The 25,003-nt window shown below is 69.7% G+C and carries 25 protein-coding genes and 1 pseudogene; 11 read left to right on the top strand and 15 right to left on the bottom strand.

Going from position 1 to position 25,003, the window contains the following annotated elements:
• The first annotated feature begins 48 nt into the window (after nucleotides 1–48).
• The 3 genes from ACXYX3_RS00975 to ACXYX3_RS00965 are packed head-to-tail and all read left to right on the top strand — an operon-like array spanning nucleotide 49 to nucleotide 2,835.
• Nucleotides 49–1,230, top strand: a complete 1,182-nt coding sequence (locus tag ACXYX3_RS00975) for a lysylphosphatidylglycerol synthase transmembrane domain-containing protein (protein ID WP_458609786.1) — start codon at nucleotides 49–51, stop codon at nucleotides 1,228–1,230.
• On the top strand, nucleotides 1,227–2,492 hold the full coding sequence (locus ACXYX3_RS00970; RefSeq protein WP_458609785.1) for a M23 family metallopeptidase: 1,266 nt from the start codon (nucleotides 1,227–1,229) through the stop codon (nucleotides 2,490–2,492). The genes ACXYX3_RS00975 and ACXYX3_RS00970 overlap by 4 nt, the downstream gene beginning before the upstream one ends.
• Entirely contained in the window at nucleotides 2,479–2,835 is a 357-nt protein-coding gene (locus ACXYX3_RS00965; RefSeq protein ID WP_458609784.1) for a DUF3054 domain-containing protein, read from the top strand. Before ACXYX3_RS00970 ends, ACXYX3_RS00965 begins: the two co-directional genes overlap by 14 nt.
• Here the strand turns inward: ACXYX3_RS00965 and ACXYX3_RS00960 are convergent.
• The 4 genes from ACXYX3_RS00960 to ACXYX3_RS00945 form a co-directional block, all read right to left on the bottom strand.
• Nucleotides 2,824–4,176, bottom strand: a complete 1,353-nt coding sequence (locus ACXYX3_RS00960; RefSeq protein WP_458609783.1) for a sensor histidine kinase — start codon at nucleotides 4,174–4,176, stop codon at nucleotides 2,824–2,826. The two genes, ACXYX3_RS00965 and ACXYX3_RS00960, sit on opposite strands and share 12 nt — an antisense overlap.
• Before the next feature lie 22 nt (nucleotides 4,177–4,198).
• A complete protein-coding gene (locus ACXYX3_RS00955; protein ID WP_304654338.1) occupies nucleotides 4,199–4,945 on the bottom strand; it encodes a response regulator transcription factor in 747 nt (248 codons plus the stop codon).
• 5 nt (nucleotides 4,946–4,950) lie between these two features.
• The gene (locus ACXYX3_RS00950) at nucleotides 4,951–5,340 is read right to left on the bottom strand and encodes a heme-binding protein (RefSeq protein WP_241206830.1); all 390 of its coding nucleotides are present in this window, start codon (nucleotides 5,338–5,340) and stop codon (nucleotides 4,951–4,953) included.
• Nucleotides 5,341–5,464: 124 nt separating this feature from the next.
• Nucleotides 5,465–5,980 carry a hemophore gene (locus ACXYX3_RS00945; protein ID WP_458609782.1) on the bottom strand — a complete coding sequence of 172 codons (516 nt, stop codon included), beginning with the start codon at nucleotides 5,978–5,980 and terminating at the stop codon, nucleotides 5,465–5,467.
• Nucleotides 5,981–6,260: 280 nt separating this feature from the next.
• Between ACXYX3_RS00945 and ACXYX3_RS00940 the strand changes: the two genes are divergently transcribed.
• The 3 genes from ACXYX3_RS00940 to ACXYX3_RS00930 all read left to right on the top strand — a co-directional run bounded on the left by ACXYX3_RS00940 (nucleotide 6,261) and on the right by ACXYX3_RS00930 (nucleotide 10,855).
• Nucleotides 6,261–9,176, top strand: coding sequence for an MMPL family transporter (locus tag ACXYX3_RS00940; RefSeq protein WP_458609781.1), 2,916 nt, complete (start codon nucleotides 6,261–6,263; stop codon nucleotides 9,174–9,176).
• Nucleotides 9,173–9,658, top strand: coding sequence for an XRE family transcriptional regulator (locus ACXYX3_RS00935; protein ID WP_458609780.1), 486 nt, complete (start codon nucleotides 9,173–9,175; stop codon nucleotides 9,656–9,658). The genes ACXYX3_RS00940 and ACXYX3_RS00935 overlap by 4 nt, the downstream gene beginning before the upstream one ends.
• A gap of 117 nt (nucleotides 9,659–9,775) precedes the next feature.
• Nucleotides 9,776–10,855, top strand: coding sequence for an IS110 family RNA-guided transposase (locus tag ACXYX3_RS00930; RefSeq protein ID WP_458609779.1), 1,080 nt, complete (start codon nucleotides 9,776–9,778; stop codon nucleotides 10,853–10,855).
• 374 nt (nucleotides 10,856–11,229) lie between these two features.
• On the opposite strand, the gene ACXYX3_RS00925 is transcribed toward ACXYX3_RS00930, so the two are convergent.
• Together ACXYX3_RS00925 and ACXYX3_RS00920 are read right to left on the bottom strand one after the other, a co-directional pair.
• Nucleotides 11,230–11,919 carry a hypothetical protein gene (locus ACXYX3_RS00925; RefSeq protein ID WP_458609777.1) on the bottom strand — a complete coding sequence of 230 codons (690 nt, stop codon included), beginning with the start codon at nucleotides 11,917–11,919 and terminating at the stop codon, nucleotides 11,230–11,232.
• Complete coding sequence (locus tag ACXYX3_RS00920) at nucleotides 11,916–12,527, bottom strand: hypothetical protein (protein ID WP_458609776.1); 612 nt, start codon at nucleotides 12,525–12,527, stop codon at nucleotides 11,916–11,918. The genes ACXYX3_RS00925 and ACXYX3_RS00920 overlap by 4 nt, the downstream gene beginning before the upstream one ends.
• Nucleotides 12,528–12,567: 40 nt before the next feature.
• Here ACXYX3_RS00920 and ACXYX3_RS00915 point away from each other — a divergent pair, with 40 nt between their 5' ends.
• Entirely contained in the window at nucleotides 12,568–14,541 is a 1,974-nt protein-coding gene (locus ACXYX3_RS00915; protein WP_458609775.1) for a M13 family metallopeptidase, read from the top strand.
• 1 nt (nucleotide 14,542) lies between these two features.
• Here the strand turns inward: ACXYX3_RS00915 and ACXYX3_RS00910 are convergent.
• The 7 genes and pseudogenes from ACXYX3_RS00910 to ACXYX3_RS00880 form a co-directional block, all read right to left on the bottom strand.
• A pseudogene (locus ACXYX3_RS00910) lies at nucleotides 14,543–15,393 on the bottom strand (Vgb family protein).
• Between the two features lie 71 nt (nucleotides 15,394–15,464).
• Nucleotides 15,465–15,896 (bottom strand): hypothetical protein, encoded by a 432-nt coding sequence (locus ACXYX3_RS00905; RefSeq protein WP_458609774.1) that lies wholly within the window; start codon nucleotides 15,894–15,896, stop codon nucleotides 15,465–15,467.
• A gap of 5 nt (nucleotides 15,897–15,901) precedes the next feature.
• Nucleotides 15,902–17,113 carry a DUF58 domain-containing protein gene (locus tag ACXYX3_RS00900; protein ID WP_458609773.1) on the bottom strand — a complete coding sequence of 404 codons (1,212 nt, stop codon included), beginning with the start codon at nucleotides 17,111–17,113 and terminating at the stop codon, nucleotides 15,902–15,904.
• A complete protein-coding gene (locus ACXYX3_RS00895; RefSeq protein WP_458609772.1) occupies nucleotides 17,110–18,075 on the bottom strand; it encodes an AAA family ATPase in 966 nt (321 codons plus the stop codon). Before ACXYX3_RS00895 ends, ACXYX3_RS00900 begins: the two co-directional genes overlap by 4 nt.
• Nucleotides 18,072–18,554: a hypothetical protein gene (locus ACXYX3_RS00890; protein WP_458609771.1), complete on the bottom strand. Its 483-nt coding sequence runs from the start codon at nucleotides 18,552–18,554 to the stop codon at nucleotides 18,072–18,074. The genes ACXYX3_RS00895 and ACXYX3_RS00890 overlap by 4 nt, the downstream gene beginning before the upstream one ends.
• Nucleotides 18,551–19,483: a DUF4129 domain-containing protein gene (locus ACXYX3_RS00885; protein WP_458609770.1), complete on the bottom strand. Its 933-nt coding sequence runs from the start codon at nucleotides 19,481–19,483 to the stop codon at nucleotides 18,551–18,553. The genes ACXYX3_RS00890 and ACXYX3_RS00885 overlap by 4 nt, the downstream gene beginning before the upstream one ends.
• 70 nt (nucleotides 19,484–19,553) lie before the next feature.
• Nucleotides 19,554–20,573 carry a L,D-transpeptidase gene (locus ACXYX3_RS00880; RefSeq protein WP_458609769.1) on the bottom strand — a complete coding sequence of 340 codons (1,020 nt, stop codon included), beginning with the start codon at nucleotides 20,571–20,573 and terminating at the stop codon, nucleotides 19,554–19,556.
• A 174-nt stretch (nucleotides 20,574–20,747) separates the two neighbouring features.
• On the opposite strand from ACXYX3_RS00880, the gene ACXYX3_RS00875 reads away from it, so the two are divergent.
• From ACXYX3_RS00875 to ACXYX3_RS00860, 4 genes are all read left to right on the top strand, one after another.
• Entirely contained in the window at nucleotides 20,748–21,047 is a 300-nt protein-coding gene (locus ACXYX3_RS00875; protein ID WP_458609768.1) for an MTH1187 family thiamine-binding protein, read from the top strand.
• A gap of 80 nt (nucleotides 21,048–21,127) precedes the next feature.
• A complete protein-coding gene (locus tag ACXYX3_RS00870) occupies nucleotides 21,128–22,351 on the top strand; it encodes an esterase/lipase family protein (protein ID WP_458609767.1) in 1,224 nt (407 codons plus the stop codon).
• 68 nt (nucleotides 22,352–22,419) lie between these two features.
• Complete coding sequence (locus ACXYX3_RS00865) at nucleotides 22,420–22,725, top strand: protein UsfY (protein WP_458609766.1); 306 nt, start codon at nucleotides 22,420–22,422, stop codon at nucleotides 22,723–22,725.
• A gap of 121 nt (nucleotides 22,726–22,846) precedes the next feature.
• Nucleotides 22,847–24,046 (top strand): HNH endonuclease signature motif containing protein, encoded by a 1,200-nt coding sequence (locus ACXYX3_RS00860; protein ID WP_458612261.1) that lies wholly within the window; start codon nucleotides 22,847–22,849, stop codon nucleotides 24,044–24,046.
• Here ACXYX3_RS00860 and ricR read toward each other — a convergent pair.
• Entirely contained in the window at nucleotides 24,043–24,357 is a 315-nt protein-coding gene (ricR, locus tag ACXYX3_RS00855) for a copper-sensing transcriptional repressor RicR (protein ID WP_458609765.1), read from the bottom strand. The genes ACXYX3_RS00860 and ricR overlap by 4 nt on opposite strands.
• Nucleotides 24,354–24,932, bottom strand: coding sequence for a DUF305 domain-containing protein (locus tag ACXYX3_RS00850; RefSeq protein WP_458609764.1), 579 nt, complete (start codon nucleotides 24,930–24,932; stop codon nucleotides 24,354–24,356). Before ACXYX3_RS00850 ends, ricR begins: the two co-directional genes overlap by 4 nt.
• Nucleotides 24,933–25,003 lie beyond the last annotated feature (71 nt).

Genomic DNA, 25,003 nt, shown 5'->3' with positions numbered 1-25,003 from the left:
GGTTTCGCTGTGCGGGTTCCGGCGGGTCAACGCCTTACCCTGTAGGACGTGTCACACGACGCTCCTCCGATGCAGCCGCACGCGGCCGGCGCCGGTCCGGAGCGGCCCGCCCGGGGCAAGTACTGGTGGCTGCGATGGGTGCTCATCGCCGTCGCGCTCATCGTGCTGGCCGTCGAACTGGTGCTGGTGCGCGATCAGTTGGCCAAGGCGTGGAAGAGCCTGTACTCGGCGAACTGGTGGTGGGTGGGCGTCGCGGCGCTGGCCGCGATGGCGTCGATGCACAGTTTCGCCCAGATCCAGCGCACCCTGCTGGCCTCGGCCGGCGTGCGCGTGCACCAGTGGCGCAGCGAGGCCGCGTTCTACGCCGGCAACGCACTGTCGACCACGATGCCGGGCGGTCCCGTGCTGTCGGCGACGTTCATCTATCGGCAGCAGCGGCTGTGGGGCGCCTCCCCGCTGGTGGCGTCGTGGCAGCTAGTGATGTCGGGTGTGCTGCAGGTCGTGGGTCTGGCGCTGCTCGGACTCGGCGGCGCGTTCCTGCTGGGCGCCAGCAAGAACCCGCTGTCGCTGATCTTCTCGCTCGGCGGCTTCCTCGCGCTGGTGCTGCTGGCGCAGGCCGTGGCGACCCGCCCCGAGCTGATCGACGGCATCGGGGTGCGGGTGCTGAGCTGGTTCAACTCCGCCCGCGGCCGGGCACCCGACACGGGCCTGACGAAGTGGCGCGAGATCCTCTCCCAGCTCGAGTCGGTGCAGCTGGGCCGCCGCGATCTGTCGGTCGCGTTCAGCTGGTCGCTGTTCAACTGGATCGCCGACGTCGGCTGTCTGCTGGCCGCCTGCTACGCCACCGGGGGTCACCCGTCGCTGGCCGGCGTGACCGTGGCCTACGCCGCCGCGCGCGCCGTCGGATCCATCCCGTTGATGCCCGGCGGGCTGCTGGTGGTGGAGGCGGTCCTGGTACCCGGGCTGGTGTCCAGCGGCATGTCGCTGGCTTCGGCGATCTCGGCGATGTTGATCTACCGGCTGATCAGCTGGATCTTCATCGCCGCGATCGGGTGGGTGGTGTTCTTCTTCATGTTCCGCACCGAGGGGGACCTCGACAGCGACATCCCGTCCGACACCGAGACGCCCGCGGCCGCGCCGGCCACCGTCGAGGAGATCTGTCCGCAGTTCAGCCCCGATCCGGATGCGCCGCATCCGCCGCCACCCGAGGAGACCCAGCAGGCCTCATGACGTTCCCCCGAACCCTCGCCGTCCTGACGATGGCTGCCATCACTGCGCTCTCTTCGGCCTGCTCGCAATCGTCCTCCCCCGAGACCTCCACCTCGACGTCCGCGTCCAGTACGACGCCGACCTCGGCCGCCGCGGCGCCGAGCCCCACACCCCGCCCCGGCCCGGCCGAACCGTCGGTGGTCACCCCGGTGCTGGCGCAGGCAGTGGCCGAACCGATTCCGGTTCCGGCGACCGACGGCAAGACGCACCTGGTCTACGAGCTCACCCTGACGAACACGCTGTCGCAGGAGGTGTCGCTCACCTCGCTGGAGGTGCGCGCCGGCGACCAGACCCTTTTGACACTGCCCACCGATCGTCTCACCGCCGTCACGCGACTGGCCGGAAGTCCGGCTCCCACAGGCGTTTTGGGACCCGCGCAGACCGCACACGTGTGGCTGGACGTCGCGCTGCCCGCCGACAGCCCGGCACCCGAGCGGCTCGTCCACGCGCTGGGGCTGTCGGTGCGCCGCCCGCAGCCACCGCTGATCCCGGCGGCGTTGGTCGAAGAGGTGGCGCCGGTGGCGGTGCAGAAGCGCAAGCCCATCACCATCGACCCGCCGCTGTCAGGACCCAACTGGCTCGACGGCGACGGCTGCTGTGGCATCTCCGGGCACCGCGGCGCACTCAATCCGATCAACGGAAGCACTTGGGTCGCCGAACGATTCGCGATCGACTACGTGCAGCTGATGCCCGACGGCAAGCTGTTCACCGGCGCGCCCTCGGATCTGACCGGCTTTCCGTACTACGGCACCGACGTGCACGCCGTCGCCGACGGTCCGGTGGTCGCTGTCGTCGACGGGATGGCCGAGGAGACGCCGTTCGCCGCGCCGAAAGGCCTGACACTGGACCAGTACCCGGGCAACCACGTCGTGCAGGATCTCGGCGGCGGCAACTATGCGCTGTATGCGCATCTGCAAACGGGGAGCATCACGGTCAAACCGGGTGACCGGCTCACCGCCGGGCAGTCGTTGGCCCACCTCGGCAACACCGGCAACACCGACGCCCCGCACCTGCACTTCCACGTGATGAGCACGCCCGATCCGCTGCGCTCGGACGGTCTGCCGTTCGTGTTCTCGTCGTTCGACCTGCAGGGCAGGGTGCCCGACTCGCAGGACCCGCTGAGTGCGGGGCGACCCGTCACGCTGCCGCCCGCCACGGATGCCAAGCCGCAACGCGACGTCATGCCGCTGCAGGACGACCTGATGACCTATGCGGGCCGGTAGCCGCGCACCGGCCGCGTTGGCCGCCGACGTGGTCTGCGTCCTGGTGTTCTGCGCGATCGGGCGCCGCAGCCACGCCGAGGGACTGACGGTGGCGGGCGTGGCACAGACGGCGTGGCCGTTCCTGGCCGGCACCGCGCTCGGCTGGGTGCTCGCCCGCGCGTGGCGACGCCCGGTGGCGCTGGTACCGACCGGCGTCGTGGTGTGGGTGGCGACGGTCATCGCCGGGATGCTGCTGCGCAAGATCAGCGGCCAGGGCACCGCGGTCAGCTTCATCGTGGTCGCCACGCTCACCACCGCGGCGCTGCTGTTGGGTTGGCGGGCGATCGCCCGGTCAGTCCGCTGAATCTGCCTGCGGCACAGGCTGTGTCGATACCGTGAGGGTGGCTCGCAGGCCACCGAGGGGTCCGTCGGACAGTTCGATGGCGCCGCCGTGCAGCGCCGCCTGCTGCGCGACGAGGGCCAACCCGAGACCCGATCCGCCCGGGGCGGCGTTGCTGCCGCGGGAGAAGCGGCCCAGCACGCTCTCGTGCTCGTCGACGGGCAGCCCGCGGCCGTTGTCGTCGACGACGATCGTCACGACGGTGCCGTCGTCTGTGGACCGCCGGTAGGAGGCCAGCACGATCCGGGTGGCATGCCCGTGCGTGATCGCGTTGCGCACCAGGTTGTCGACCGCCAGCCGCAGCCCACCCGGCCAGCCCAGCACGAAACCGAGGGTGTCGGCGGCGTGCACCTCGATCGTGACGTCCCGGTTGACCCGCATGTTCTCCCGGGCCACCCGGTCGAGCATGTCGGTCACGTCGATGATTTCGCGGTCCTCGGCCTGGGCCAGCTGACCCGACGCCAGCTGACCCAGCGCGGTGATGATGCCCTCCACCCGGCGCTGCGCCCGGGAGAGATCGGCGACCACCTCGTCGCGCTCATCGGCGGGGAGGTCGTGAATGCGCAACGTGTCCAGGTCCGCACGCATCGCGGTCAGCGGGGTGCGCAGTTCGTGGGCGGCGTTGGCCGCGAAGTCCTGCGCGGCCTGCAGCGAGTTGCTGGTGGCGCGCTGCGCGGCGGCGAGCCGGTCCAGCATCGCGCTCATCGCCTCGGACAGATCCTCCGCCTCGCGGACCCCGCGCACCTCCGGCATCGTCTCCGAGCCCTGGCCCAGGTTCTTGGTGTGTTCGGTGAGCCGGCGCAACGGCCGGATCGCCGGCCCGGCCAGCAGCCAGCCCAATCCGGCGGCGATCAGCACCGTCACCACAGCCACGGCGATGGCCAGCGGCACCCGAGCCCGGTTGAGCAGGATGCTGTCGGCGCGGATGCCGATCGACATCAGCACGCCGCCGTTCTGGTCGACCGGCAGGGTGCGCACCCGGTATTCGACCCCGTTGACCGTGACGGTCTGGGTGCCCGGCGGCAACGCGGGGAGCTGGAAGCCGCGCTGATAGACCACCTGTCCCGAGGAGCGGGACCGGCCCGTCTGGAGTACGCCGCGGCGCTGATCGGTGAGCTGCTCGGGATACACGCTGGCATCGACGATCGCATCGAGACGGCGATCCAGCTGTGCCGCGTCGTTGTTGGCCAGCACGAGTGAGGTCAGGATCGTGAACGCCGCGACCACCGCGGCCGCGGCGGCCGCCGACGCGATGGCGACCCTGGTGCGAAGCGATGCCGACCGTAAGGCGCGCGGAAGCCTCACCGCGCGCCCGGGACCAGGCTTCTCACGGTTCCTCCCGCAGCACGTAGCCGATGCCGCGCACGGTGTGGATCACCCGCGGCTGGCCGTCGCGCTCGAGCTTGCGCCGCAGGTACGAGACGAACACGTCGGCGACGTTGGTGTCGACGTCGAAGTCGTAGCCCCACACCAGTTCCAGCAGCCGCTGCCGACTCAACACCACGCCGGCGTTCTCGGCCAGCGCGGCGAGCAGATCGAACTCCCGCTTGGTCAACTCGACGCGTTCGCCGGCGACGAACACCAGCCGGCGCGACGTGTCGATGGTCAGCGATCCCACCGTCATCGTGTCCGACATCGGATCGGAGTGATGGGCACGGCGCAGCAGCGCGTGCAGGCGTGCCACCAGCTCACCGAGATCGAACGGCTTGGTCAGGTAGTCGTCGGCGCCCGCCTCCAGGCCCGCGATGCGGTCGTTGACGGTGTCGCGCGCCGACAGCACGCAGATCGGGATGTCGTTGCCGAGGGCACGCAGCGCCGTCACCACCGCGACGCCGTCGAGTTCGGGCATCTGCACGTCGAGCACCAGCGCGTCGTGCGACTCGCTCGACAGCAGCCGCAACGCCTCCTTGCCCGTCGCGGCGACCCTGACGTCGAACCCCGAATGCCGCAGACCGCGAGCCACCGAGGTCCGGACATCCGGGTCGTCGTCCACCATCAGCACCGTCCGACCCGCGCCGTCCTGGGCGGACAGCTCCCCCCCACGCGTGGGCGAAGCATCCACCCTGTCTCGCATGGCGCCTATGGGAAGAGCGGTCCGTTGGTGTCCTGCTCCGAGAAGCCGCACCGGTTCTTGATGTCGATCAGTGGCTGCCGAATCGCCGTCATCTCCGCCTTGACCTGCGGATTGGCGTTCATGTAGTCGACCACCTTGGGGCGGAGCTGATCCATCGGCAAGCCCTGCAGACCGGAGAAGAAGTCGTTGACCTGCGGATGGGTGAACAGGTACGCCGAGGTCGACGCGGAGACGCCGGAGGCGACCCCGGCGAAGTCGGCCGCCGTGCAGTTCGGCGGCAGCGCCGGCTGCGCCGAAGCCATCGGCATCGCGCCGAACAGCGAGGCGCCGGCGACCGCGCCCGCGCCCAGTGCGCCCGCAACGGCGCGGCGCAGGATGGGGCCCGAGATCAACATGAAGTCTCCTTCAGCAGTGGTGGAGCCGGCGCCTGTCGGGCCGGTCTGCCGACCATCCTAGAAAGCTAAGCAGACCGGTAGCCGACTTTCCTGCCGAGCAATTAACGGTTGGTGAGAAATCTCCTCACCGCAGCGGCGCCGTCGGGGCGTCCCCGGGGGTGGCTTCGGCCGCCCCGGCCCCCATGCCCGCCGCGGCAGGAGACGACACGGGCGACGCTGGAGAGGCGGGGCCCGGCGAGGCGGCCTGCACCAGACCGAGCAATTGCGGCAACGTCACCGGCAGCTGACATTGAGCGGCCAAGGACGTCAACGGCTTCTGCAGGCGCTGGAGATCGGCCTGAACGAGAGGGTTGGCGTCCAGGTAGGACTTGAGTGCGCCCAGGGACTGCGCTCCACCCTGCTGCTTGGCGATCAGCGTCAGCGCCTGGTTGGTCTGCGGGTGGGTTTCCAGATAGGTGCCGGTGTCGGTGGCCACCGCACCTGCGGTCTTGGCGACCTCGCTGGCCGCGCACGGGTCCGGCGCGGCCTGCCCGGCCGGCGCGCCCGGCCCGGCCATCAGCACCGCGGCACCACCGGCGGCGACTACGGCCGCGGTCGCGGCGCCCACGCGGCGCGCGGTGGACATCGTGCGTGCAAACATGACGAACTCCTCACGGCCCGCGGGCGCCTGGTGACGCCGCAGGCGCTCCTACGGTCAACAGCAAAGATCCCCGACCGACGGACATCATCTAGCCCACCTCGAGGCCATCGTGCCATCACCGGCGCCCGACGCCCAATCGAGCGATCGGGCAGGGCGCGAATTAGAGCTGCATGAGGCATCTCTGGCAGGAGCGTTTGCGCAGGTGTCCTCACAACCGACTGCTGTACCCTTTCGCTACGAAAGGCCGGGGAGAAAGTGGGGACGTCCCATCCAGCAGTTCATGATGCGCGTGAGCAGCAACCTGCGCAGATTCCGCTGGGCGGTCTTCGCGGTGTGGCTGCTGCTCCTCGTCCCCTCGATCTACCTCGCGATGAACCAGTCGGGCAACCTGACCGGCGGCGGTTTTGAGGTCGAGGGCTCACAGTCGCTGTACGTGCAGCGCCAACTCGAGGCACAGTTCCCCGATCAAGGTGCGTCCCCGTTGGCGCTGGTCGCCGCACCCCGACCGGACGCCTCTTTCGATGACATGAACGCCGCGGTGGCGTATCTGGAGAAGATCGCCGCCGAGGTGCCCAGCGTCACCGTGATGCCCAACCCGGGTCAGCCACCACCCCAGCCCGACCGGCCCTATGTGATCACGCTGCAGCTCGGGTTCGAGAACACCGGCGCGGTCGACATCGCCAAGCAACTGCGCCAGAAAGTCGGCATCGTCGGCGAAGACCCGGGCCAGACCGAGAACGGCAAGGTGCGCTTCTACGTCATCGGGCAGGGCGCGTTGGGCGCCGCGGCGACGCTGGCCACCAAACACGACATCGCCCAGGCCGAGCGGTGGAACCTGCCGATCGTGCTGATCGTGCTGCTGGCGGTGTTCGGGTCGTTCGCCGCCGCGGCGATGCCGCTGCTGCTGGGTGTGTGCACCGTCGCGGTCACGATGGGCCTGGTCTATTGGCTCTCGATGTACACCACGATGTCGGTGTTCGTGACCTCGACCGTCTCGATGTTCGGCATCGCCGTGGCCATCGACTACTCGTTGTTCATCCTGATGCGCTTCCGCGAGGAACTGCGCGCCGGCCGCGAACCGCAGGACGCTGCCGACGCCGCGATGGCGACGTCGGGGCTGGCGGTGGTGCTGTCGGGTCTGACGGTGATCGCGTCCGTCACCGGCATCTACTTGATCAACACCCCCGTGCTGCGGTCGATGGCCACCGGCGCGATCCTCGCCGTCGCGGTGGCCGTCCTCACGTCGACGACGCTGACTCCCGCGGTCCTGGCCACGTTCGGCCGCCGGGCCGCGCGACGCTCGTCGTACCTGCACTGGGGCCGCGGCATCGAGGCGACGCAGTCGAAGTTCTGGACCCGCTGGACGGGCGGGGTGATGCGCAGGCCGTGGTTGTCGGCGCTGGGTGCGGCGGCGCTGCTGCTGGCCCTGGCGGCGCCGGCCTTCTCGATGGCGCTCGGCAACAGCATGCAGCGACAGTTCGATCCCACCCACGAGATCCGCGGTGGCGTCAACGCCGCCGCCGAGGCGCTGGGCCCCGGCGCACTCGGCCCGGTCCGCGTGCTGGTCACGTTCCCCGACGGCAACGCCGCGTCCGCGCCGGCCAAACAGCCGCTGCTCGACGCGATCCGGCAGAAGATGGCCCAGGCGCCGAACACGGTGTCGGTGTCTCCGGCGGTGTTCGGCACCGACTACCGCAGCGCGCTGCTCTCCGCGGTGCTGTCGGTCGATCCGGAGGACATGGGCGCGCGCGACACCGTCGACTGGATGCGGGCACAACTGCCCGCGGTGGCGGGGGGCAACGCGACGATCTCGGTGGGCGGGCCCACGGCGTTGATCAAGGACTTCGACGACCGGGTCGCCGCGATCCAACCGGCGGTGTTCGCGTTCGTCGCGCTCATCGCGTTCGTGATGCTGCTGGTGTCGATCCGCTCGGTCTTCCTCGCGCTCAAGGGCGTGGTGATGACCGTGCTCTCGGTGGCGGCCGCCTACGGCTCCCTGGTGGCGGTCTTCCAGTGGGGGTGGTTGGAGGGTCTGGGCTTCAAACAGCTCTCGTCGCTGGACAGCACCATCCCGCCGCTGGTGCTCGCACTGACCTTCGGCCTGTCGATGGATTACGAGATCTTCCTGCTCACCCGGATTCGGGAGCGGTTCCTGCAGACCGGTAACACCCGCGACGCGGTCGCCTACGGGGTGTCGACCAGTGCCCGCACCATCACCAGCGCCGCGCTGATCATGATCGCGGTGTTCATCGGGTTCGCGTTCGCCGGCATGCCGCTGGTGGCCCAGCTCGGCGTGGCGTGCGCGGTCGCGATCGCCGTGGACGCGACGGTGGTGCGGCTGGTGCTGGTGCCCGCGCTGATGGCGATGTTCGACGAGTGGAACTGGTGGCTGCCGCGCTGGCTGGACCGGGTGCTGCCGTCGGTGGACTTCGAGAAGCCGTTGCCCAAGGCAGACATCGGTGACCTCATCATCATCCCCGACGACATCTCGGCACTCGCGCCGTCGGGGGCCGACCTGCGCACCGTCGTCAAATCGGCGGCGAAACTCAAAACCCTTGCGCCACAGGCGATCACGGTGGCTGACCCGCTGGCCTTCAGCGGCTGCCAGCCGTGCGGCAAGTTGGTGCCGGGACGGTTGAAGAACGAGGGACGGGTGCCGGCGGCCATCAGCAACCGGGCGCACGGCAAGACCGTCGCAGTGAAGCTGCCCAAGCATCCGGTCACCATGTGGCGGGGCCGCCTCGACGTGGCGCTCGACGCCCTGGCCATAGAAAGAGCCACCGAAAGAGCCGGTCCTGCGCAGTTGGAGCGGATCAGCCCGATGGAGACCACCAACGTGCTGCTGCCCACCGGGGACCGGCTGCAGATCCCCACCGGTGCCGAGACCCTGCGGTTGAAGAGCTTCCTGATCATGGAGCGCAACAGCGCCCGCGACTACTCGGAGTTCGCCGAACTCGTCGCCTCGATGGACACGCAGACCGCGGCGGAAGTACTCACCGGCATGGACCGGTACTACTGTGGTCAACCGGCGCGTGAGCACTGGGTGGCCACCCAGTTGGTGCGCCGCCTGGCCGATCCCCGGCCTTCCGACGGGCCCGACGTCGCCGCCTCGGGGCCCGACGCGGAGACCGAGTGGGCCGGAGCCAGGCAGCGGTGCCTGTCGGTCGCAGTGGCGATGTTGGAGGAGGCGAGGTGACTGTGTCGTCCGAACAGCGGTCGTCGCCGAAACAGCGGCCGTCGCCGGGCACGCACTCCGACGACCGGCCCGTCGAATTCTGGCCGACGGCTGCCATCCGGGCCGCGCTCGAACGAGATGACCTCGCCGTCTGGCAGCGCATCGTGGTGGCCATCAAGCGAGATCCCTATGGCCGTACCGCCCGTCAGGTCGAAGAGGTCCTCGAGACCGCCGAGCCGTACGGGGTGTCGAAGGCGATGTCGGAGGTGCTGGTGCGGACCCGGGAGCATCTCGAGGCCAACGAATGTGCCGAGGTGGGCCGTCACGTGCGGCTGCTGCTCGAGCGCTCGGGCCTGGGCGAGCAGGAGTTCGCCTCGCGGATCGGGGTGGCTCCCGTCGACTTCGCCGCGTATCTCGGCGGCACCGTCAGCCCGCCGGCGTCGCTGATGATCAGGATGGGCCGGCTGTCGGAGCGCTTCGCGAAGATGCGCAGCCAGCGCTGACCGATCCCGGCCGCGGAATAGACGCTATGGGGAGGCTGGGGCCTCACCACATGTGAACGTGGGTTGCCGTCAGGAATTGGGTCCTGGCCGGTAGAGCCACAACTGTGGGAGGCCCCAGTGAAGATTCAGCGTACGAGTGTTGGCTTGGACGTGCATGCACGTTCGGTATTCGGGTGTGGGTTAGACGGTGAGACCGGTGAGGTGTTCACGCGCCGGCTCGGTACCGATCACCGCGAGATCCTGGACTGGGTACAAGGGTTACCCGGCCCGGTCGCGGTGACCTATGAAGCAGGCCCGACAGGTTTCGGGTTGGCCCGGGCACTGCTGGACAACGAGGTGTCGTGTCTGGTCGCTGCTCCGTCGAAGTTGGTGCGTCCGTGCGGTGATCGGGTGAAGACCGATGCCCGTGATGCCGCGCATCTGGCGCGGTTGCTGCATCTGGGTGAGATCACAGAGGTGTGTGTGCCCAGCGTCGAACGCGAAGCAGCCCGGGATTTGGTGCGGGCCCGTGAAGACGCCCGGGCTGATCTGATGCGGGCCCGCCACCGCGTGGGGGCGTTGCTGTTGCGCCACAACATCATCTACTCCGGCGGCCCTGCCTGGACGCTCACACACCTGAGGTGGTTGCGTCGGCAGCACTTCCCCGTTCCTGCCCAGGCGGCCTATGACACCGCGCTCGAAGCCATGCTGGCGTGTGTGGATCGCCGCGACCGCCTCGACGCAGCGATCGCGGCGATGGCGGTCGACAGTGAGTTCACCCCGGTGGTGCGGCGGCTGGGCTGCCTTCGTGGAGTCTCGACATTGACCGCGTTCGGGTTGGCTGTCGAGATCGGGGACTGGTCCCGGTTGACCGGCCGTTCTATTGGGGCCTACCTGGGGTTGGTGCCCACCGAGTACTCCTCCGGCGTGTCGCGGGTGCAGGGTTCGATCACCCGAACCGGAAACGCTCATGCCCGCCGGTTGTTGGTCGAGGCGGCCTGGCATCACCGCCGCCCTTATCGTCCCGGTGTCGAGCTGCGGCGGCGCTGGCAGGCCGCCAGCCCGACCGCCCGCCGACGCGGCCAACAAGCCAACCAACGCCTGCACACCCGCTGGCGCGGGTTCGATGCCCGCGCCAAACGGCCCGCGGTGGCCAACGCGGCCATCGCCCGGGAGCTGGCCGGCTGGTGCTGGTCACTGGCCGTGCTCGAGGAGTAAATCCCCCCACAACGTTCAGTAGCTGACGTCGATGCCGGGTACTGGCGGGCACGCTGACGGTGACCCGCGAGAATGCTATGAGCAACCCCACCCTCGGGGCCACGCTCGTGAATAGACAGCGGTCCACCGTCACTCGAAACACCGTCCTGCGGTAACCAACCCGCGCATTTCAGACTGACAAGCCGTCGCCAAGACACGCGCGCCAGTCCCGACACTCGACACCCAGCACTGACCGACGAAGCGGCGGCCGCAACGACGGTTGAGGCCGCCGCTTCACCCTGCCCACTTGACACAACGCATTCCATATCAGCGTTCCGGGTCGTGATCGCCGGCTGATCACAGCCCTGGCTTCCCCCTGGCGGCGCGGCGCCGGCCTAGCGGGAGTGCAGCGGCGAGACGTCTTCGACCAGCCAGCGGCCGTCGGTCTTGACCAGCGACACCCGCAGCGCGAGCACCGCGCTGTCGGTCGGTTTGCCCGGCGAGCTCTGCGTACCGCGCAGCACCACGGCCACGCTGGCCGCCTGCGGCCCGATGGCCTCCACGCCCGCCGACACCGTGCTGGCCTGCGCCGACACATTGCGCCCGCCCAGATCCTTGGCGACAGTGGCGAAATCGGCCTTGAACCGCTGCGCGCTCTCGGGCGACATCATCTGCGTCGCGCGGTCGATCGAGGCGGTCGGATCCTGCGGCGTGAACGTCGCCGACGCCTCGGCGACACTGCTGGCGATGCCGGTGACCTCGATACTGTCGGAGTTCAACGTGCGATCGGGCACCGTCCACTGCGTGTATCCGACCACCGCCGCGGCGATCAGTGCGGCCGCCGCCGTCCCGATCACCGCCAGCCGCAGCCCCGGCCCGTCGTCGTCGGTACCGACGGTCACCGCGTCGCGGCGGGCGAGCACGATGTTGACGATCACGCCCTGGACCACGAGCAGGCACAGCACCGAACACACCGACACCCACCACAGCGGCCAGGCCAGCGCCATGCCGATGTAGATCAGTGCGGCCACGGCGGCCAGCGGTGCGAGCACATCGAAGAGCGCGACGCGCAGCAGGTTCTTCATCGGATGGGCTCCAGCCGGGAGATCAGCAGTCTGCCGTCGACATCGGAGACGTCGATGCGCAGCGTCCACCGCACGGTCTGGGGTGTGTCGGTGCCTGCGTTCTCGCTCAGCGATGTGGCGACCACCAACACCGTGTCGGTCCGGCTGGCGAACCCGGCCAGCTCGGGCGGCGGCGGTGCGGCGGGCATCCCGGGCGCAGCGTGGTAGACGCTCTCCAGCGCGACGGCGTTGAGCTGGCCCGTGGTGCGTGACTTGAGTGTGCGAACCAGCTGTCGGTAGGGCTCGACGGTCCGCTCGAAGTCGGCGTTGAGCTGGCCGACGGTGCCGTCGTGCAGGGTGGCGAGATCGGTGTCGACGGTGTCGGCGGTCATGTTGATCAGCACACCGGTCCACTCGGCGGCCGCCTGCAGCACACGGGTGCGGTAGGCCCGTTCCTCGGTCTCGTTGTGATGGCCGGTCCAGATCATCGCCGACAGGACGACAGCGACGACGGCGACGACGGCCAGGACCGCCGAGGCGATGCCGTAGCCGCTCACGGTGCGGTCCGGCGCCCCCTCCTCACGGTCGGGTTCGGGGCCCGCGCTGGATCCGGGCTGGTCATCGGGCATGCCGGTGAGGGTACCCGGGCAGTTCTGGAAGGATGTCGGGGTGACGGTAGAAGCGACATCCCTCAAGTCCGGTATCGATCTGCGCTACGTCGACGGCGACGCCAGACCGCAGGACGATCTGTTCGGTCACGTCAACGGCCGCTGGCTCGCCGAGTACCAGATCCCCGCGGACCGGGCCACCGATGGCGCGTTCCGCACGCTCTACGACCGCGCCGAGGAGCAGATCCGCGACCTCATCACCGAGGCGGCCGAGGCGCACGCGCCGGAAAGGACCGATCAGCAGCGCATCGGCGATCTCTTCGCGAGCTTCATGGACGAGGAGACGATTCGCGAGCGCGGGCTGACCCCGCTGCTGGAGGAGCTGGCCCTCGTCGACGCCGCCGACACCCCCGAGGCGCTGGCCCGGGTGCTCGGCGAGTTGCAGCGCACCGGCATCGGCGGCGGCACCGGTGTGTACGTCGACACCGACTCCAAGGACTCGACCCGCTACCTGCTGCACATGACCCAGTCCGGCATCGGCCTGCCCGACGAGTCCTACTACCGCGACGAGCAGCACGCCGAGATCCTGGCCGCCTACCCCCGCCACATCGCCGCGATGTTCGCCCTCGTCCTGGGAGGCGACCACAGCGACAGCGCATCGACGATCGTCGCGCTGGAGACCAAGCTCGCGGCCGCGCACTGGGACGTGGTCAAGCGCCGCGACGCCGACCTCACCTACAACTTGCGCACGCTGGCCGACGTGGTCGCCGAGGCGCCGGGCTTCGACTGGGGCGGCTGGCTGGGCGCGCTGGGCGCGTCCCCGGCCGAGGTGGTCGTACGACAGCCCGACTATCTGACCGCGTTCGCCGCGCTGTGGTCGAGCGAGTCCCTCGAGACGTGGAAGACGTGGCTGCGCTGGCGGCTCATCCACGCCCGCGCCTCGCTGCTGACCGACGAGCTGGTCGCCGAGGACTTCGCGTTCTACGGCCGGCTGCTCTCGGGCACCGAGCAGATCCGCGACCGCTGGAAGCGGGGCGTGTCGGTGGTCGAGTCGCTGATGGGAGATGCGCTGGGCCGGCTCTACGTCGAGCGGTACTTCCCGCCGCAGGCGAAGGCGCGGATGGACGAGCTGGTGGCCAATCTGCGTGAGGCGTACCGGGTGTCGATCAACGAGCTGGAGTGGATGACCCCGGCGACGCGGGAGAAGGCACTCGCCAAGCTCGACAAGTTCACGCCGAAGATCGGCTACCCGGCGAAGTGGCGTGACTACTCCTCGCTGGTGATCGCCCGCGACGATCTCTACGGCAACTACCGCCGCGGCTACACGTTGGAGTACGACCGCGACCTCGCCAAGCTCGGCGGCCCGGTCGACCGCGACGAGTGGTTCATGACGCCGCAGACGGTCAACGCGTATTACAACCCCGGCATGAACGAGATCGTGTTCCCCGCGGCGATCCTGCAGCCGCCGTTCTTCGACGCCGACGCCGACGACGCCGCCAACTACGGCGGCATCGGCGCGGTGATCGGGCACGAGATCGGGCACGGCTTCGACGATCAGGGCGCCAAGTACGACGGTGACGGCAACCTGGTGGACTGGTGGACCGACGAGGACCGCACTGAATTCGGATCGCGCACAAAGGCATTGATCGAGCAGTACGAGACGTTCACCCCGCGCGGGCTCGAACCGTCACATCACGTCAACGGCGCGTTCACCGTCGGCGAGAACATCGGCGATCTCGGCGGACTCTCGATCGCACTCCTGGCCTACCGGCTGTCGCTGGGCGGCAGGCCGGCGCCGGTGATCGACGGGCTGACCGGCGAGCAGCGCGTGTTCTTCGGCTGGGCCCAGGTGTGGCGCACCAAATCCCGCGAGGCCGAAGCGATCCGACGCCTGGCGATCGACCCGCACTCCCCGCCGGAGTTCCGCTGCAATGGCGTGGTGCGCAACATGGATGCCTTCTACGAAGCCTTCGACGTCAGCGAGAGCGACGAGCTGTACCTGGAACCCGAACGGCGCGTGCGTATCTGGAACTGACTCAGCTGACGGGTAGCCGCAGGACGTAGCCCGCCTCCAGGGCGACCCACAGTCCGCCGTCGGCTGCCATCAGGAGTCCGTGCGGTTCGCTGCCTGCGGGCAGGTCGATGGTCGCGACCTCCCCGTCGGCACCGACCCGCACGATCTGGTCGCTTTCCCAGAGGCTGACCCAGACCCCGTCGGCGTGGTCGGCCACCACCGCATGGGGTTTGCCCGGCAACTCGAGTTCCTGGATCGCCTCGTTCATCGGGATGCGGCCCAGCCTGTCTGCGCGGATCTCGGTGAACCACACCGCATCGTCGTGGGTCGCCGCGATGCCGACAGGTCCGGCCGCCGGGGTCGGTGTCGGCCGGACGCTGACGTTTCCGGTCATGTCCACCCGCCCGACTGCGCTCTTCTCGTTCAGGGTGAACCACATCGCGTCGTCGGGACCCGCGGTGATCATCGACGGGGTGCCGCTGGGCACGGCCACGACGTCCACCTCGTCGTCCGTGCCGAGCCGGCACACCGTGCCCGAGGTCATCGTGGTGAACCACAGCGCTCCGTCGGTTCCGACGCAGAGACCGAAAGGTCCGCTGCCAGACGGGAGTTCGATCTCGCGCTGCGCACCGTCGGTCCCGATTCGCCCGATCCGGTCGTCACCGCTGCGGGTGAACCAGATGCCGCGTCCGGCGCTGCCACGATGATCGCCGGCTTGCTCTGGGGGTGCACGGGGTGGACGTCGACGTCGCCGCCGGGTGCGATCCGCGCGATCTCCCCGCTGTGGATGAGGGTCACCCAGATGGCGCCGTCCGGACCCTGGGCGAGCGCGTAGGGGCCGCCGGGGATGGGGATGTCGAGGGCGCGGCTCACGCCACGACGCTACGGCACGATTCAGCACAGGAACCCGCACCTCCGGCTCCGCGACGGCCGGCATCGAGGAATCAGGTGCTCGGGCGATCGGGCGTGACGAACGGCCGCACCGCAACCAGATAGGCGACCAGGAGCACCAGCGGCGCGGCGAGCGGTATCCACGGCAGCTCGACGGGCACCGCGGCGACGAGAGCAGTGGTGACGGCGAATGCGACCACCGTCGTCATCGTCGGCACCGTCGCGGCATCGTGCCGGGTGACCAGATAGGCGGCGGCCGCGAGGCCGGAGAGGGCCACGGCCAGCGGCGGGGTGCCGGCGAGCAGGACTGTGAGCACGGTTGCCGCCACCGCGACGGTGGCCGCGGGGCGCCACCAGATCGCGGCGCCGACGGCGGCCGCGGCCGTGCCGGCCGCCACCAGCGCCCACCCTGCCCCGCCGCTCACCGCCGAGCCGATCATCACCGAGGCAAAGGCCAACGGCAGCAACACTTTCGGAAGCTTCATGGCCATCACGCCCGGCGCTCCGGGAGCAGGGCCATCGCCTGGTCGAGTGTGGCGTCGTCGGGCCAGGCCACGATGTCCACTCCGACGGTCGCCATGTCGCGGTACATGAACGCGCGCTGCATCGCCCACACCCGATCGACGAGCGGATCGAGCTCACCGGCGACGGGGCAGCCCTGCAGGACGTCCACCGCCACCACGGGATGACCCCGCCGGCGCAGGTCGATGAGCGCAAGGGCGAACTCGGTGTCCAGCATGGTGGAGAACGCGACGACGATCGCGCCGGTGGGCAGGGCGGGGCGCGGCGCCAGGGTGCCGGTCCCCGACTCGTAACTGCCGCCGGCGGCGCCCAGCATCGTGTCGAGGATGCGGTAGAACTGTCGGGCGCCGATGTCGGCGCCCAGCCAGCGGGTGGTGCGGCCGCCGAGGGCGACGAGCCCGGCCCGGTCGCCGTAGCGCAGCGCGCTCTGCACCACCTGCGCGGCGCCGCGCGCGGTCCGCTCGGTCGCGACGGTGGCCGGCCCCGGCGGCTGCGCGTACGTGTCGAACAGGACCACCACATCGGCGGCGCGATCGGTCAGCCGCTCGGTGATGTGCAGAGCCCCGCGACGGGCGCTGACGGGCCAGTTGACGGTGCGCAACTGGTCGCCGGGCACGTAGGGCCGGATGTCGGCGTACTCGACGCCGGGGCCGGTGTGCCGGGTCAGATGGGTGCCGAGTCGATCCAGCAATTCGGTGCGGGGCAGCGCGGTCGGCTGCGGCGGCGCGACGGGGAAGACGCAGACCTGGGCGGCCGGTGCAGTACCGACTCCCTCGAGCAGTCCGCCGCGGCCGAGGGCACGCACGGTCGCCTCGATCGGGTAGCGCCCCCACCGCGGCGCCGACACGGTCACGCCTGCCCCGGCGCCGCGCTCGACGTTCATCCCTGCCGCAGCGCCGGCGGTCACCCGCACGGCGCTGCCGTCGTCGGCGCTCGCGCTGACCGTGACGTGCACCCGCTCACCTTCGAAACAGCGTTGCTGCAACGGATCTCCGCTCACCGTCACCGCGGGCACGGGCCGCTGCCATCCCAGCGAGCAGAGCACCGCCACCAGCGGCGCGGCGAAGGCGACCAACTCCCAGCGGCCGGTGACCACCGCGGCACCGAATGCCAGAGCCGCCGAAGTCGCGACGGACCGCGTCAATGGCGATGCACGCCAGCGCATCTCGACGGCGATCACGACGTGCCCCGGGCGCGCGGGACGGGCGTACGGCGCAGCAGGTCCTCGACGACGTCGGCACCAGCCACCTTGCGCACCCACATCTCCGGCCGCAGGCTGATCCGATGCGCCATCACCGGCACGGCCAGCGCCTTGACGTCCTCGGGGATCACGAAGTCGCGGCCGGCCAGCAGCGCGCGGGCTCGGGCCAATTGCACTAGATCCAGCTCCGCGCGCGGACTCGCTCCGACGGCGACCTGTGGGTGGTGGCGGCTCGCGCCGGCCAGCGTGACGACGTAGGTGAGCACATCGTCGTGCACCGTCACCATTTCGACGGACTCCTGCATCGCGAGCAGTTCCCGTGCGGTCACCACCTGGGTCACCTCCGGTGGCGCCGAACCGCGCTCCAACCGGCGCCGCAGCATCGTCGTCTCGTCCTGTGCCGACAGGTATTTCAACTCCAGGCGCAACGCGAAGCGATCCAGTTGGGCTTCGGGCAGGGGGTAGGTGCCTTCGTATTCGATCGGGTTGTCGGTGGCCAGCACCAGGAAGGGCTCGGGCAACCGGTGGGTCACACCGTCGATGCTCACCTGGCGTTCGGCCATCGCTTCCAGCAGCGCTGCCTGCGTCTTGGGTGGGGTGCGGTTGATCTCGTCACCCAGCAGCAGGTTGGTGAAGATCTGGCCGCCGCGGAACTCGAACCGGCCGGATTGCATGTCGTAGATCGTCGAGCCCAACAGGTCGGCCGGCAGCAGATCAGGGGTGAACTGGACGCGGGTGAAGCGCAACCCGAGGGCGGCCGCAAACGACTTGGCGATTAACGTCTTTCCGAGCCCGGGCAGATCCTCGACGAGCACGTGCCCACGGGCGAGCACCGTGATCAGGATCAGTGTCAACGCCTCGCGCTTACCCACGACCGCCCGGCCGATCTCGTCGAGCACTGCGTCGCACGCCGCGGTGGTGGTGGCCATCGGTGCGTTCACAGCCGCGCCAGCCGCTGCAGGATCTCGTCGAGCGCGGCGCGGCCGGGCCCTGGCTCGGAGGCGCCTGTGCGCGAGATGTTGTTCGGGTCCACCCACGGCCAGAGCCGCTCGCCGAACAGCATCCGCCCGGTGGTCTCGACACTGTCCGGGTCTTTGCGGATGCGGTTGCCGACCGCGAGCTCGAACTGTCGGGCCAGCATCGGGCGTAGCCGACGATCCCAGTCCGCCCGGGTCGAGTCGGCCCAGGAGATCAGTGTCTCGGTGCGAGAATGCCAGCGCTGCAACGCCACTGCGGCCGTATCGGCGGAGATGTCGGGATCAGTGGCGGCGCTACGGGTGAGGTGCCAGCGGATCCACAGCAGCGCGAGCACCAGGGCGGCACCGGTGACGGCGACCACCACGGCGCGATCGGCGAGCGCGAACGCGCAGACTTCCACCGCGACGATCAGCGCCACCGCGGCGGCGACGATCCTGGTCACGAGGCGCCCTGCAACTCGCGCTGCACCACCTGCAGCGCGCGCACGGCGTCGTCTCGGTGGCCCTCGTTCATGACGTGGGGTGAGAAGCGCGCCTCCTCGAACAGATCCACCAGCTGCGCGGCGCTGTCGGCGTGTACGGCACGTCGGGCGACGGCGCGCGCCAGCACTTCCGCCGGGGTGTCAGAGGCCTGCGGGATGGTGGTCGGTGACTTCTCCAGCTCCTGTTCCATCGCGACGTAGCAGGCGATGATCGCCTCCCGTGGATCGCGGCTGCGGTCCCCGACCTCGGCCAGTCCCCGCTCGGTCGCCCGGGCCAGATCCGGAGCAGGCCGCGGCGGCGGGGTGTCCAGGCTCCCGTCTGTGGCGGCCGTCGCCGGGGCGAAGCGGCGCCGGCGCGCGGTGAGCGAGGCGAGGACGGAGAGCAGGAGCAGCGCGACTGCCGTACCCATCAGCAGCTCGAACACGCCTCCACCGGCCCCGCGGTCAGCGTCGGCCCGCTGGCCGCCGGCCGGGGCATCGCGCGCGTGTTCGGCAACCGCTGCGCCGCCACCCGGGTCAGCCGGGTCGATCGACGACGCCCACCGCATCAGCAGCAGGACGATCAGCAGCCAGGCCAGCAGCACGGCCGCCGCGATCAGCAGTAGCCGCCACGAGATCGCAGCCCCGGTGCCGACATCGCGTCGCGGGGGCTCACCCTTGGCGCGGTGTGGGCACGGCGTACGGGCCCGTGCGAGTACCGCCACGGCGAGCGCCGTCACCGACAGCACAAGCATGATGACGACGGCGGCCTCAGAACCCGGCCCGTCGGGAGTGCGGTCGGGCGTCGGGGGCGGCGCGCCCGGCAGCACACCGCGCAAGGCGACCATGGCGACCAGCGTCAGCAGGAGCACACCGACGGTGCGGACCACCGCCTTGCCGTCACCGGGCATCCGCGCCCACCCTTCGCCTCACCCCATCGTGGCACGGCGGGTGGCCGGGAGCGGCCGGAGTGTCAGAACGTCAGAACATCTGCCAATCCGACGCACCGTCGGGCTGGTCGTACAGACCGCCCTCGGAGTTCTTGACGACGACGGGATCGCCGCTGCCGAAGTTGTCGTAGAACCATTGCGCGTTGGCGGGGCTGAGGTTGATACAGCCGTGGCTGACGTTGCGCTTGCCCTGGTCGCCGACCGACCACGGTGCGCTGTGCACGAAGATGCCGCTGTTGTCGATGCGGACCGCGTCCTGCACCTTGAGCTTGTAGCCCTCCGCCGAATCGACGGGGACCCCGTAGGTCGAGGAGTCCATGATGATGTCGGCGAACTTCTCGAGCACGTAGTAGGTGCCGTTCTTGGTTTCGTGCTTGCCGTCGGACTTGCCCATCGACACCGGGAAGGTCTTCTCGACCTCACCGTTGCGCACGATCGTCATCGTGTGCGTCGAGTCGTCGACGGTGGCGACCAGCTGCTCGGGCACCGTGAAGCTCGACTTGGTGCCTGCGGCGTCGATGTTGACGACGGTGCCCGCCGGCCAGAAGTCCTGCGGACGCCAGCGCAGTTGCGTGTCAGAGGTCCAGTAGAAACGGCCGGGCACCGGCGGCACCGAGGAGATGTGCACGGCGTCCTGCGCCATCTGCCGGTTGGCGATCGGCCGTTGGAAATTGATGTAGATCGGCTTCGCCGCGCCCACGATCGAGCCGTTGGTGGGGTTGAAGGACGGCGGGACGAACGGCGGCTGACCCACGAACGGTGTCGGGTTCTGGCCGGCCGGCGTGCCTTCCGGGATGGGCATCGGCTGTCCCGGGATCACGGCGAACGGATCGGCCGCGGTGGGCGTCACCGGGGCAGGAGCGGGCGGCGCGAACGGGTTCGGGAAGGCCAGCGGATTGGGCAGCGGGGGCGGCGCGAACGGGTCCGCGGGCGCCGGCGGCGAGGCCACGTCGGGCTGCGCGAAGGCCGAGGGAGCGCTGAGCACCATGCCGACGACCACGGTCATCACCGACAGCACGGCGATCAACCGAGTCTTGTTTGCCTGCCGCATTCACGTACCTCCAAGTCCCGCGACTGCGTCCAGTGTGGCACAGCGCCGAGGGTGATTCTCCTGGCCAGCGGGCCGACGGACCCTGGGCAGCCGCCATCGTGGAAGCCCTGACCTGCAGTGATGATCGCTCTCGCACTGCCAGGTGTTACCGGGGTCGGGCCGTAGGCTCGCATGATGATCGTCGCGTTCAGCATCAGTCCCCTGGCGGGAGACGACACGGGTTCGGTGGGCGACGCTGTCGCCGAGGCGGTGCGGGTGGTGCGCGCATCGGGCCTGCCCGCCGAGACCAACGCCATGTTCACCAACATCGAAGGCGACTGGGACGAGGTGATGGCCGTGGTCAAACGCGCGGTGGATGCGGTCGCCGCCGTCTCACCGCGCGTCAGCCTGGTCCTCAAGGCCGATATCAGGCCGGGCCACACCGGCCAGCTCACGGCCAAGGTCCAGCGCATCGAGGATGCGCTGCGGGACTGACCGCACAGACACCGTTGCCTGGCAGTCGCCCACACCTTACCCTGGAGTAAGTACAACTGTTCACCGAAGGGGGTGTCAGCATGCGTACCCAGGACATGCAGTCCCTCGGCGAGGTGGCGGCAGAAGGTCTGACAGTACTGAACACGCTGGTCCGGGGCGTGCACACCGGCATCGCGAGCCGTGTGTTCAGCTCGATCGGACCGGCGGCGCGGCCCGTGGAGATCGTGCACGATGCCATCGCCGGCGCGGTCTACAGCGCGCTCGACGTGACCGGCGCGCGCATCCCCCCGAAGGTTGCCGAGCTCGCCGCGGCGGGGCTGGCGTTCGACGACGACCCACCGCTCGACGAGCGACCGGGGGTCGCAGAGGCCATCGCCGCACTCAACGGCATCTACGGCGACGAGCTCGCCGACCGCGGCAACGAGTTCGCCGCTCCCATGGCGATCCGCGCGCACGGACGAGCGGTGGCGCTGACCCCGGGCGCCATCGGCGCGGCGTTCCCCGAGCCCACCGACAAACTGGCCGTGTTCGTGCACGGGCTGTGTCAGACGGAGTCGTCGTGGCACCGGCCGCCGCGGCCCTTGACGGGCGCCCCGTCGACCTGGTACGGCGAACGCTTACACGACGATCTGGGTTACACCCCGATCGAGATCCGCTACAACACCGGACTGCATATCTCGACCAACGGGCATGCCCTCGACGACCTGCTGACCCGCCTGCTGGAGCTGTGGCCGGTACCGGTCAGTCGCATCGTGTTGATCGGCCATTCGATGGGTGGGCTGGTGGCCCGCTCGGCCTGCCACTACGCCGCGGAGCGCAACCGCCGCTGGTGCCGCGCCACTCGCCAGGTGGTGTGCCTGGGCTCCCCGCATCTCGGTGCCGATCTGGAAAAAGGGGTCAACGCCGCGAGTTGGCTGATGATCCGGCTCCGCGAGACTCGGTCGATCGCCGAGTTGCTCAACCTGCGCAGCGACGGCATCAAGGACCTGCGCTTCGGTGCCGTCCTGGACGACGACTGGGCCGAGGCGGACCCCGACGAGTTCCTGCGGGACCGGTGCCGCGAGGTGCCGTTCCTCCCCCATGCCCGCTACCACTTCGTCGCGACCTCGGCCGCACCGGCGGCGCTCGGCATGGTGTTCGGCGATCACCTGGTGCGGCCGGCCAGCGCCTCGGGTCGCGGCCGTAAACGCCGGCTGCCGTTCGACGAGGACGCGGGACTGGTGCTGACCGGTCTTCATCACTTCGATCTGCTCAACCATCCGGAGATCTATCACCGTCTCCACCAGTGGCTTTCCCGCAAGTGATCGTCGACGTGAGCAGAGCCACACCGTAACGGCGTTCGGATTGACCTGTCGCACAGCGACTCACGACCATGGACACATACGACAAGCACGCATCGCCCGACCGGGCCGCGCCGTTGGGTCCGGTGGCCGGTGAAACTCTGAAGGATGCGGCCAATTGGCCGGGCCACACGATGATCGCGGTGGGGTTGATCGCTTTCGCGCTCTCACTGTGCGGGTTCGCCGTCGGCAAGAGCGGACTGGCCGTGATCGCGGTGGTGATCGCCGTCGTCGCGGTGACCGCCGGCGCGGGCTGGCTGTACGTGGAACACCGCAGGCTGCGCCGGCGCGCATCGGATCTGGCCGCCGAACGGCCGGAGGACGTGCCGCCGGCGTAGTTGTCCCCAGATCCGTGTTCATCCACAGGTCGTTGGTTCGGCGCGGTGAATTGTCGGTCGGCGGTGCGAGATTGGGGTCATGCCCCCGGTCAGTTCTCTCGCCATCGATGAACGGTTGTCGATGCTCCATGAGGAGTTGGCCGAGCTGACCGGGCAGCGTAACGCGATCGACGCGCGGATCGTGGAGATCGCGGCCGAGGTCGATCGCGACGAGTTGTGGGCGGCCGCCGGAGCCCGGTCGACGGCCGGGTGGCTGGCGTGGAAGGCCGGGGTGTCGGCGTCGCGGGCGCACTCGATCGCAGGGATCGCGCACCGCTTCGACGAATTCCCGCACTGCATCGAGGGGTTGCGGGAGGGCCGGTTCTCCGTCGATCAGGTCGGGGTGATCGCCGAGCGCGGCCTGCCCGGCTCGGACGAGCACTTCGCCACGATGGCCCGGTGTGCGACGGTGAGCCAGTTGCGGACGGCGTTGAAGATGCAACCCAAACCCGCGCCGGAGTCGGAACCCGTTGACGAGTCAGAGGACGCGGGTGAGGTCGTCGATCCGGGGCCGCAGATGTCGATCACCTCGCGCAGCGACGACCAGTACACCTACTGGCAGATCACCTTGCCGCATGTCGAGAACGCGGCGTTCGAGGCCGCCCTGGGCTCGCATCGCGATGCGCTCGTGGCGGAGTGGAAGGCCACCGACCCCGACGAGCGGGCATCGATGCCCGGCAACGCCGCGGCGTTCCTACGGTTGATCGAGATGAGTTGGGACGCCGAGGCCGCGGCCCGCCCCCACGGGCAGCGCACCACCGTCGTCGTCCACGTCGACGTCGCCACCCGCCTGAGCTCCCTGCACCTGGGACCCGTACTGCCCGACTCCGACCGCCGCTACCTGTCCTGTGACGCCACCTGCGAGGTCTGGTTTCACCGGGATGGGCAGGTGATCGGCGCCGGCCGCGCCACCCGCACCGTCAACCGGCGGCTCCGGCGCGCGTTGGAGCATCGCGACCTCGTCTGCGTCGTGCCCGGCTGCGGGGCGACCCGCGGATTGCACGCCCACCATCTGGTGCACTGGGAAGACGGCGGCCCCACCGAGCTGTGGAACCTCGCGCTGCTGTGTCCGTATCACCATCGGGCCCACCACCGCGGCCTGATCACGATCACCGGCCCCGCCGACCAACTCGTCGTCACCGACGCCGCCGGCAACGCGCTGACCTCCGCGTCGCTGGCTCGACCACCCACCCAACCACCGCCTGACGTCGCACCTTGCCCCGGTCCGACCGGGGAACGCGCCCAGTGGCGGTGGTATCAGCCCTACGAACCGCCTGGTTAGGAGCGCACCAACCGGGCGATCGCCGCGGAGGCCTCGGCGAGCTTGGCGTCCGCTTCGTCGCCTCCGGCGGCCACCGCGTGAGAGACGCAGTGGCCCAGATGCTCGTCGAGCAGGCCCAGCGCCACCGACTGCAGGGCGCTGTTGACCGCGCTGATCTGCGTGAGGACGTCGATGCAGTACTTGTCCTCGTCGATCATCTTCGCGATCCCGCGCACCTGACCCTCGATGCGCCGCAATCGCTTCGCGTAGTTCTCTTTCTGCGCGGAGTACCCGTGCGAACCGGTGTCCCCACCGTCGTCGACAGTGCTCATGGCGTGCCCTCCAGCATCGTGGTCATCTGGTCGAGTTCGGTCGTCAGCGTCGACACCATCGTCTTGGCCATCGAGATCGCGTCCACGTTGGCCCCTGCCGCGATCTCGGCGTTGGCCACCGCGATCGACTTCCGGTGCTGATCCATCATCGATTGCAGCCAGAGACGATCGAAAGCGCTGCCCTGCAGCTGTTGCAGCTGCGTGAGCGCAGCCGGGTTCCCCACCGCGGGGTCCACCGCGACGCCCATCTTCGGGGGCCTGTCCCACTGCACGAGGAAGACGTTGAGGACGTTGATCTCTTTCTGCTGCTGGGCGGCGATGCGCTGGGCGAGCGCGACCACCTCGGCGTTGGTGGAGCGCTGGGGAACCGCGTCCGCGAGCGCGATCGACTCGCGGTGCCGGTCGATCATCTGGTCGGCGAACGTCACGTCGGCGTCGTTGTAGCCGGCCGGCTCGCCGGTGATCACCGGGGCGTCCGCCGTCGACGACGTCGCCGGCGCGGCAGCCGGTCCCCCGCACCCGGTCAGCGCGGCCACCGACGCCAGCGCGGCGACCGCACCGAGGACCTTCGACATGCCGCCACCTTACCCGTACCCCACGGGGGTATCCATATTGGTTTGGCCGGGTGAAACGCCAGGCGCATAAT

It is taken from the genome of Mycobacterium sp. Panama NTM2 (genome assembly GCF_054355555.1).
The sequence above is the reverse complement of the archived record's forward strand: the minus strand, read 5'-3'. Positions and strand labels throughout refer to the sequence as shown.

What these genes read in the sequence shown, in the direction of transcription:
- ACXYX3_RS00965 (WP_458609784.1), top strand. Translation starts at nt 2,479, where the DNA reads ATGCGGGCCGGTAGCCGCGCACCGGCCGCGTTGGCCGCCGACGTGGTC.
- ACXYX3_RS00865 (WP_458609766.1), top strand. Translation starts at nt 22,420, where the DNA reads ATGGACACATACGACAAGCACGCATCGCCCGACCGGGCCGCGCCGTTG.
- ACXYX3_RS00905 (WP_458609774.1), bottom strand. Translation starts at nt 15,896, where the DNA reads ATGAAGCTTCCGAAAGTGTTGCTGCCGTTGGCCTTTGCCTCGGTGATG.
- ACXYX3_RS00940 (WP_458609781.1), top strand. Translation starts at nt 6,261, where the DNA reads ATGATGCGCGTGAGCAGCAACCTGCGCAGATTCCGCTGGGCGGTCTTC.
- ACXYX3_RS00860 (WP_458612261.1), top strand. Translation starts at nt 22,847, where the DNA reads ATGCTCCATGAGGAGTTGGCCGAGCTGACCGGGCAGCGTAACGCGATC.
- ACXYX3_RS00925 (WP_458609777.1), bottom strand. Translation starts at nt 11,919, where the DNA reads ATGAAGAACCTGCTGCGCGTCGCGCTCTTCGATGTGCTCGCACCGCTG.
- ACXYX3_RS00880 (WP_458609769.1), bottom strand. Translation starts at nt 20,573, where the DNA reads ATGCGGCAGGCAAACAAGACTCGGTTGATCGCCGTGCTGTCGGTGATG.
- ACXYX3_RS00885 (WP_458609770.1), bottom strand. Translation starts at nt 19,483, where the DNA reads ATGCCCGGTGACGGCAAGGCGGTGGTCCGCACCGTCGGTGTGCTCCTG.
- ACXYX3_RS00875 (WP_458609768.1), top strand. Translation starts at nt 20,748, where the DNA reads ATGATCGTCGCGTTCAGCATCAGTCCCCTGGCGGGAGACGACACGGGT.
- ACXYX3_RS00870 (WP_458609767.1), top strand. Translation starts at nt 21,128, where the DNA reads ATGCGTACCCAGGACATGCAGTCCCTCGGCGAGGTGGCGGCAGAAGGT.
- ACXYX3_RS00850 (WP_458609764.1), bottom strand. Translation starts at nt 24,932, where the DNA reads ATGTCGAAGGTCCTCGGTGCGGTCGCCGCGCTGGCGTCGGTGGCCGCG.
- ricR (WP_458609765.1), bottom strand. Translation starts at nt 24,357, where the DNA reads ATGAGCACTGTCGACGACGGTGGGGACACCGGTTCGCACGGGTACTCC.
- ACXYX3_RS00955 (WP_304654338.1), bottom strand. Translation starts at nt 4,945, where the DNA reads ATGCGAGACAGGGTGGATGCTTCGCCCACGCGTGGGGGGGAGCTGTCC.
- ACXYX3_RS00945 (WP_458609782.1), bottom strand. Translation starts at nt 5,980, where the DNA reads ATGTTTGCACGCACGATGTCCACCGCGCGCCGCGTGGGCGCCGCGACC.
- ACXYX3_RS00950 (WP_241206830.1), bottom strand. Translation starts at nt 5,340, where the DNA reads ATGTTGATCTCGGGCCCCATCCTGCGCCGCGCCGTTGCGGGCGCACTG.
- ACXYX3_RS00920 (WP_458609776.1), bottom strand. Translation starts at nt 12,527, where the DNA reads ATGCCCGATGACCAGCCCGGATCCAGCGCGGGCCCCGAACCCGACCGT.
- ACXYX3_RS00970 (WP_458609785.1), top strand. Translation starts at nt 1,227, where the DNA reads ATGACGTTCCCCCGAACCCTCGCCGTCCTGACGATGGCTGCCATCACT.